Raw genomic sequence first — 2218 nt, 5'->3', positions numbered from 1 at the left:
CCGGCACAGTATTCCCTGGGTTTGAAACCATCGGGTTTGAACCACGAGACCTTAACACCAGAACCTGTTATATTACAAAAGCCTCAAATCAGATTCTGATAAATACTACCAGTGCCCTAAACGAAGACCGAGTAATTAACTTTCCTGTTCGTTTTATTGCCAACACCGATTATACAATAGCCGAACGTTACAGTATTATGGTAAAGCAATATGTTCAGAGTTTTGAAGCGTTTACATTCTACAAAACACTGAAAGACTTGTCAGGCTCCGAAAGTCTTCTATCCCCTAATCAACCCGGTTTTTTCAGCGGGAATCTAAAATCAGTTTCCAACCCTAATGAAAAAGTCATCGGTTTTTTCGAAGTAGCTTCAATGTCATCAAAAAGAATTTTTTTCAATTTTGATGATATTTTTCCGAACACCCAAGTACCTCCCTATCCTTACGAATGCAATGAGTATTCTTATAACAGTGAGGATTTTGGACTCAACCCACATCCTACTCCGGAATATCCTTGTGGATCTGCTGGTGATGGGGCAGTATTACGTTCAGCCATCAGGAGAGGCAGCCTAATTTTTTACAATTCAGCATTTCCCATCTTTACTATGGTCAAACCCCCATGCGGTGATTGTTCCACTTTTGCATCTAACGTAGTCCCTCCTTTTTGGCAATGAGAAAAACAATTAAGCTCCTTTTATTAGTACTTCTGACCAGTAATTTTATTCTTGGCCAGAACAACAATGCTGTTAAATCAATAAGCCAGATCAACACTATTGAAGAAAGTGTTTACCTGCATTGCAATACCACAACAATCCTTTGCGGAGAAACCCTTTTATATAAAATATATGCACTGAACACCACTCAAAAAAAATTCAGTTCAATAAGCAAAATAGGATATGTTGAACTACTTGACGAAAGTAACCAAAGCGTCATGAAACAAAAAATCGCTTTAAAAAACGGAACAGGACAAGGTGACTATTTTATAACGACATCGTTAAAAACAGGAAACTACAAACTTGTTACCTATACCAACTGGACACGCAACAAAAAAGACAAAGGAATTTACAAAACCGATATTTTTATAGTAAACCCTTTTGAAAGACTTCCGCTAAAAGAAAGCGAGGGAGTGAAATCATCCGAAAAAAGTTTTGCAAACAACATACAATCCGAAAAAAAAGAAAGCACACCGGAGCCAGGCAACATAACTATTTTAGCAAAAACGGACAAAACCAAATATGCCTTTCGAGAGAAAATAAGTCTGACCCTTTCCTCTGAATCAAAAAATGACATTAAAGGGAATTTCTCCGTTTCGGTGAGAAAAAAAGACAGTTTACCCCTTGGGAGACCCATTACATCAGTGGATTTTTTAAACTTGGCTGCGGTTGAAAACGGTTCAAATATCGAAAAGAGCAAATTTTTACCGGAATTACGGGGCGAAATCATTTCCGGAAGAATTGTTGCAATTAATAATTCCAACGACCTTAAAGACAAAACCGTATCGCTTTCTATTCCCGGGAAAAATTTTGGAATGAAATTGACAAAAACAGACGAATCGGGTAAATTCAATTTCATCCTTGATGACGTTCCTGAAACTTCCGGTGCAATAATCCAGATAATAGGAAAGGACCGAAATGATTACACGATAGAACTGAACGAAATGAGCAGCCCAGATTTCAGCAAGCTGATTGTTTTGAATCCGTTATGGGTTCATTCCAAAAACAAAAGTGATTTAGAACAGCGATCAATTGCCAATCAGGTAGAAAACAATTACTATCAACAGAAAAAAGACAGTCTGCTACACAATCAAAAGACTCCGGCATTTTATCATTCTCTGGAAAAGGAATACATTCTGGACGATTACACTCGTTTTCCAACCTTAAAAGAAACCATTATTGAGATTTTAGCGGGTGTCTATTACACGAAAAACGAACAAGGATACACCATTCATTTAAGAGACAGTTACGGGCAAAGCGATGCTTATGGAGAAACCATGGTAATGGTGGATGGTTTAATAATTGAGGATGCAAATGAATTGTTTGATTATGACATGCAGAATATTTACAAAGTAAGTCTGGTGAATCGCGGTTATGTTTACGGCCCTAAAGTATTCAACGGAATCATTAATTTTATTACCAAGAAAAATGACTTTCAAACCAAAGCTTCCGGTAATTTCATCAAAACAGTAACTCTTGACAGGCCTCAAGCAGGAAAAAAATATTTT

At 37.2% G+C, this 2218-nt stretch carries 2 protein-coding genes; both read left to right on the top strand.

Features of this window, described 5'->3' with window-relative positions; all coding sequences use genetic code 11:
• On the top strand, nucleotides 1-671 hold a 671-nt coding region (locus VLB74_RS12315), incomplete at its 5' end, for a DUF4249 family protein (protein ID WP_325203758.1).
• Nucleotides 668-2218 (top strand): hypothetical protein (locus VLB74_RS12310; RefSeq protein WP_325203757.1); only part of this gene is annotated, 1551 nt, incomplete at its 3' end. The genes VLB74_RS12315 and VLB74_RS12310, both read left to right, overlap by 4 nt.

The sequence above is a fragment of the Flavobacterium sp. genome, from assembly GCF_035456225.1.
GTDB lineage: Bacteria > Bacteroidota > Bacteroidia > Flavobacteriales > Flavobacteriaceae > Flavobacterium.
This window is presented reverse-complemented; position numbering and strand designations above follow the sequence as displayed.